This window comes from Ligilactobacillus ruminis DSM 20403 = NBRC 102161 (assembly GCF_900113455.1).
GTDB classification, from domain to species: domain Bacteria; phylum Bacillota; class Bacilli; order Lactobacillales; family Lactobacillaceae; genus Ligilactobacillus; species Ligilactobacillus ruminis.
On sequence record NZ_FOPI01000055.1, the window covers coordinates 411 to 5,096 of the forward strand.

A 4,686-nucleotide genomic window follows, 5' to 3' on the forward strand; every position below is an offset into this window, starting at 1 on the left:
GGTAGAACATTTTTCAAAATTTTGGAGATTTTGTTCTACTTTCTGAGCCGCGAGGACCGAATTTGGAGTCAGAGGTAGAGCATTTTTTCAATTTTGGTGAATTTTGTTCTACTTTCGAGCCCGCACGCCCTGAATTTGGACCAGCCAGTAGACAAAAATCACACATTCACTACGTTTTTTGTCTACTTTTGGTACCGCGCACCCCGATTCAGACGTACGGCAGAGATTACGCCAAAGCAAGAGACTTTGAGACGATGTTTGATGCCGGTGTCTCTGCATTTTAATGCGTTTTGAAAATTTTTGAATCCTTATCACGGAAGCTTTCTCGTTTCGTTGCCGTCCGCGCATCAAAAGCTGTCCGCGCTTTATCCAAAGCATTGCATTATCAACGATAGAAAAGCGACCCGCCACTTGCCGTTTCGGACTTGGACGCGTCGCTAAAACAATATCTAATTTTCCACGCTGACGAACGTGTTGAATTTCAAGTAGCGGTAGTGGAACCTCATGTTGGAGAATTCGAACGGAGTACCGTTGTCAAGAAAGAAAATGCCTTCCATGATGCCGGCCGGCTCCGTATCTTTCAGACCAAGAAGTTCCTGGTCACGGGTTGTGGACGGCTCGGCAAAAACGGAGAGAAATGATTTGGTTACGGAAAGGTTTTGTTCGTTTTGCATATAGTTGAAGATTGAGCCGGAAATAATCTTGGGCGTGAGATCCGGCACGAGTTTGATGGGTATGTATCCCGTTTCGATCATGAAAGGCTCGTTTTCGAAGAGTCGCAACCGGACGATTTTGTAAACGAAATCTGTGGGTTTCAAGAAGAGGTCGCGCTGAAGTTCTTCAGTCGGCTTTTCAACTTCGAATTCGAGGACTTTGATTTGAGGCTTTTGACCGTTCATTTTGAAGTTGTCGGTGACTCCGAGATTCTTTCCTTCTTCATAGTTAAAAACTGATTCGTTTTTCAAATACAGAGGATTGATGAAGGTGCCGGACCCGCGCTTCTTGAAGATGATGCCGTCGCTTGCCATGCGTGTCAAGGCGCGTTTGATCGAACTGCGGCTGACTTCGTATTCAAGTGCCAGCGTGCGTTCGTCAGGGAGACGCATTTCCTTGAATTCGCCGGAGAAGATTCGTTTCTTGAGATCGGCGATGATTTGTTTATAGATGAGTTCTGCCATGTGAACACCTCTTTTCGCTTGAATCATACTTACTCAATTTAAGCATACTGTAGCGTTTCAAGCAAGAAAAGGTTAAAATGAAAAGGACGGGAAAAAGCGTTTAGGAAATATTATTATTTTTTAGTAAATTTTAGTTACATTTCCGCCAATCTATAGTAAAATATAAGAGGATAAATTTTAATTCCTGAACAGGAGGAAAAAATATGGCAGTTTTAGTATTAGGCGGTGCCGGCTACATCGGTTCCCACACAGTTGATCGTCTGGTCGAACAAGGCCAAGACGTCGTCGTTGTTGACAGCCTGGTAACGGGGCACAAGGCAGCCGTTAGACCGGAGGCAAAGTTTTATCAGGGGGATTTGGCTGACAAGCCGTTCATGCGCAAAGTCTTTTCTGAAAATCCGGAGATTGATGCGGTGATTCATTTTGCTGCATTTTCATTGGTTGCAGAATCAATGAAGGATCCGTTGAAATATTTCGACAACAACACTGCCGGAATGGTCAAGCTGCTTGAAGTCATGCATGAATTCAACGTCAACTACATTGTCTTTTCATCAACGGCTGCAACGTACGGAATTCCCGAAAAGATGCCGATCAAAGAAGACGATCCGCAAAATCCGATCAATCCATACGGCGAAAGCAAGCTGATGATGGAAAAAATCATGCGTTGGGCGGATCAGGCATACGGCGTCAAATTCGTTGCTTTGCGCTACTTCAACGTTGCCGGTGCCAAGCCGGACGGCTCGATCGGCGAAGATCACCATCCTGAAACGCACTTGCTTCCGATTGTTTTGCAAGTTGCTCAAGGAAAGCGCGAAAAGCTTCAAATTTTCGGCAACGACTATAACACGCCTGATGGCACGAACGTTCGCGATTACGTTCATCCGTTCGATTTGGCGGATGCGCATATTTTGGCCGTCGACTATTTGCGCAAGGGCAATGAATCAAATGCCTTCAACCTTGGTTCTTCGACTGGATTTTCCAACCTTGAAATCGTTGAAGCTGCACGAGACGTCACGGGCAAACCGATCCCGGCCGAAATGGCACCTCGTCGCGGCGGTGATCCGGACTCGTTGATCGCATGCTCCGACAAGGCTCGCGAAGTTTTGGGATGGAAACCGCAATTTGACGATATTCACAAGATCATCGAAACGGCCTGGGCATGGCATTCCACGCATCCGAACGGCTACGATGACAAATAATAATTAAAAATGCAGTGCTTTGAACCGTCACGTGGCGGAACGAAGCCCTGCATTTTTTAATGTCGCTTTGTTTTTGAACTTTGCCCTGCAACGCAGGGAAAAATCTGCTTTGTTTCAGATGCTGTGAAACGAAGCTCTGCATTTTTCAGCATGCAAAAACTTCTGAATCTTGATCTGCAACCGTGCATGGAAAGAAACATAATCAGACCAATTTCATCAATGGCTGCGCCTCTTCTGAACTGATCGGCAGGAAGGCCAATCCGACGGCTTCCTCGTCAATCGTCAGACGGTAGTCGTCTTGCAATGAAGGGATGATGCTGCTGAGTTTGTTAAGCTGTTCTGATTCAAAACGCGCAAATGAGAAGTTTCTGTGCGAGCGTAATCTGTTTTCGAGATCGATGCTGAAGATTACGTCGAGAAAATGACCGTTTCCGTTTGACATTCTCCACTCTTTGCTTTTGCTTGAACGCGATTCGCGTTTTTGAATAACCGTATCATTCATAATAAATTGTCCTCCTTGATTTGCCTATGGGTATACCATACTCTTGGAAAAAAGAAATTTCAAGCATTCAGTTGCAGAAAATAAGCAAATAATTAAAAATAGGTGTTTATAATGCTTATATAAGCATAAAACTCGTAAGGATATGCAAAAATAAGGATTGAAACCGGAATATACCAATTTGCTATGATAAAAAAATATTAATTTATTTGATTGCAAGCGCTTTTATTTTCGGACTTGATGAGATAAAATAAAAAGGTAGGAAAAAGCATCTGGAGGGAAAAAGAATGGATATCATAAAAAAAGAACTCGATAGCTACGATGGTCATAAGGTAACGAAAATTACGCTTATCAACGATAACGGCGTTGAAATTTCGTGCCTGACGATGGGCGCAATCTGGCAAGAATTTCTTGTTCCGGCTGGAAATTCCAAAAAGAACATGCTCTTGGGGTTTGAACATACTGAAGAGTATTATAAGAATGAGCAATGCGTCTGCAAATCGATCGGACGCGTCGGCGGTCGAATTGCCAATGCTAAGTGCGTCATCAACGGCAAGCAGGTTTCTCTTCCTGCAAATGATCACGGAAATACGCTTCACGGCGGCTTCCATGGATTTACTGAATGGAATTGGAACTACACGACTTCACAGAATAAAAACAGCGTGAGCGTCATTTTCCAAAAGAAAATCACGGAAGAAATGGATGGTTTCCCAGGTGATATTTTGGCAACTATTATTTACACGTTGAACAATAATAACAAAGTAACGATTGCATACAGTGCTTTGGGCGGGGAAGTCGACACGCTCTTTAACCCAACGATGCACGTTTACTTCAATCCGAGCGATCGACCCGATTTGAGCACGCTTTCTCTAAAAATCAACAGCCACGAATTTCTTGATCTTGGCGAGAACAACATTCCGACGGGACGCATTCGCGAAGTGGAAGGAACGCCATGTGATTTCAGAGACTTCAGAAATCTTAAGGATGCTGATGAAGAAAAAGGCGGGTTTGACGATGTTTTCGTTGTAAACGAACCGGGACACGCAGCTTTGCCGATTGCCGTCTTGCGCGATGAGGAAAGCGGCCGTCAGATTACGATCAATTCGGAAAGAAACGGTCTTGTAATGTATACGATGCCAGAACTTGATGCCGAAATGCGCTTTACCCGCGATAAGGGTGCGCTTGCCAAGCCTGGGGAAGGCGTTGCGCTTGAAGCCCAGACGCTTCCGGATGCAATCAATCAGGAAAACTTTGGAGACATCATCTTGCCGCGTCAAGGAAAGCGCACTTATCGGATTCAGTATGCGTATGACAAGATAAAGTAAAGGTGTGAAGACCAGCCGCCTAACAAGGCGGTAGATAAGGAGGGGCGCTCATGACCCCGTACGCAAGATTTGGACGACCGAAGGCCACAACTGAATGATGATTTTAAATCCGTGCCAGTGATTGAAGTGCAATAAAAAAGTTAGACAAAATTAAACAATTAAGCTGTCATGGCATGATTTTGGTATTCTACCGGAGTCATGCCTTTTGTTTTTAAAGAAACCCGTTCGTAATTAAAGAAATGGATATAGTCTTGAACCATCATTTGAAATGCAGTAATGTCTTCAAATAATGGTAGCCCATCCAGCAACTCAGTTTTCAGTATGTGGAAAAAGCTTTCCACTGGTGCGTTATCCAGACAATGTCCCTTACGAGACATACTTTGAACAAAGTGATGGTTAGCCAATCTTTGAGTATAGTAAGGCAACTGATACTGCCATCCCTGATCCGAATGAATCAAGGGACAGGCATGATCAGGAAGATTCCT

The 4,686-nt window shown here is 44.2% G+C and carries 5 protein-coding genes; 2 read left to right on the top strand and 3 right to left on the bottom strand.

Translation table 11 applies throughout. The annotated features are described in order from the left end of the window. Positions 1-449: 449 nt before the first annotated feature. Positions 450-1,178: a GntR family transcriptional regulator gene (locus BMZ95_RS10520; protein ID WP_046922037.1), complete on the bottom strand. Its 729-nt coding sequence runs from the start codon at positions 1,176-1,178 to the stop codon at positions 450-452. A 203-nt stretch (positions 1,179-1,381) separates the two neighbouring features. Between BMZ95_RS10520 and galE the strand changes: the two genes are divergently transcribed. Then, a complete protein-coding gene (galE, locus tag BMZ95_RS10525) occupies positions 1,382-2,377 on the top strand; it encodes a UDP-glucose 4-epimerase GalE (protein WP_003692112.1) in 996 nt (331 codons plus the stop codon). Positions 2,378-2,579: 202 nt separating this feature from the next. Here the strand turns inward: galE and BMZ95_RS10530 are convergent, their stop codons facing one another. After that, positions 2,580-2,879: a hypothetical protein gene (locus BMZ95_RS10530; RefSeq protein WP_046922036.1), complete on the bottom strand. Its 300-nt coding sequence runs from the start codon at positions 2,877-2,879 to the stop codon at positions 2,580-2,582. A gap of 284 nt (positions 2,880-3,163) precedes the next feature. Between BMZ95_RS10530 and BMZ95_RS10535 the strand changes: the two genes are divergently transcribed. Next, complete coding sequence (locus BMZ95_RS10535; protein WP_014074126.1) at positions 3,164-4,201, top strand: aldose epimerase family protein; 1,038 nt, start codon at positions 3,164-3,166, stop codon at positions 4,199-4,201. Between the two features lie 158 nt (positions 4,202-4,359). Here the strand turns inward: BMZ95_RS10535 and BMZ95_RS10540 are convergent. After that, positions 4,360-4,686 (bottom strand): IS3 family transposase (locus BMZ95_RS10540; protein ID WP_143455024.1); only part of this gene is annotated, 327 nt, incomplete at its 5' end.

Excerpts from the sequence above, each read along its gene's own strand:
- BMZ95_RS10520 (WP_046922037.1), bottom strand. The coding sequence starts at position 1,178 with ATGGCAGAACTCATCTATAAACAAATCATCGCCGATCTCAAGAAACGA.
- galE (WP_003692112.1), top strand. The coding sequence starts at position 1,382 with ATGGCAGTTTTAGTATTAGGCGGTGCCGGCTACATCGGTTCCCACACA.
- BMZ95_RS10530 (WP_046922036.1), bottom strand. The coding sequence starts at position 2,879 with ATGAATGATACGGTTATTCAAAAACGCGAATCGCGTTCAAGCAAAAGC.
- BMZ95_RS10535 (WP_014074126.1), top strand. The coding sequence starts at position 3,164 with ATGGATATCATAAAAAAAGAACTCGATAGCTACGATGGTCATAAGGTA.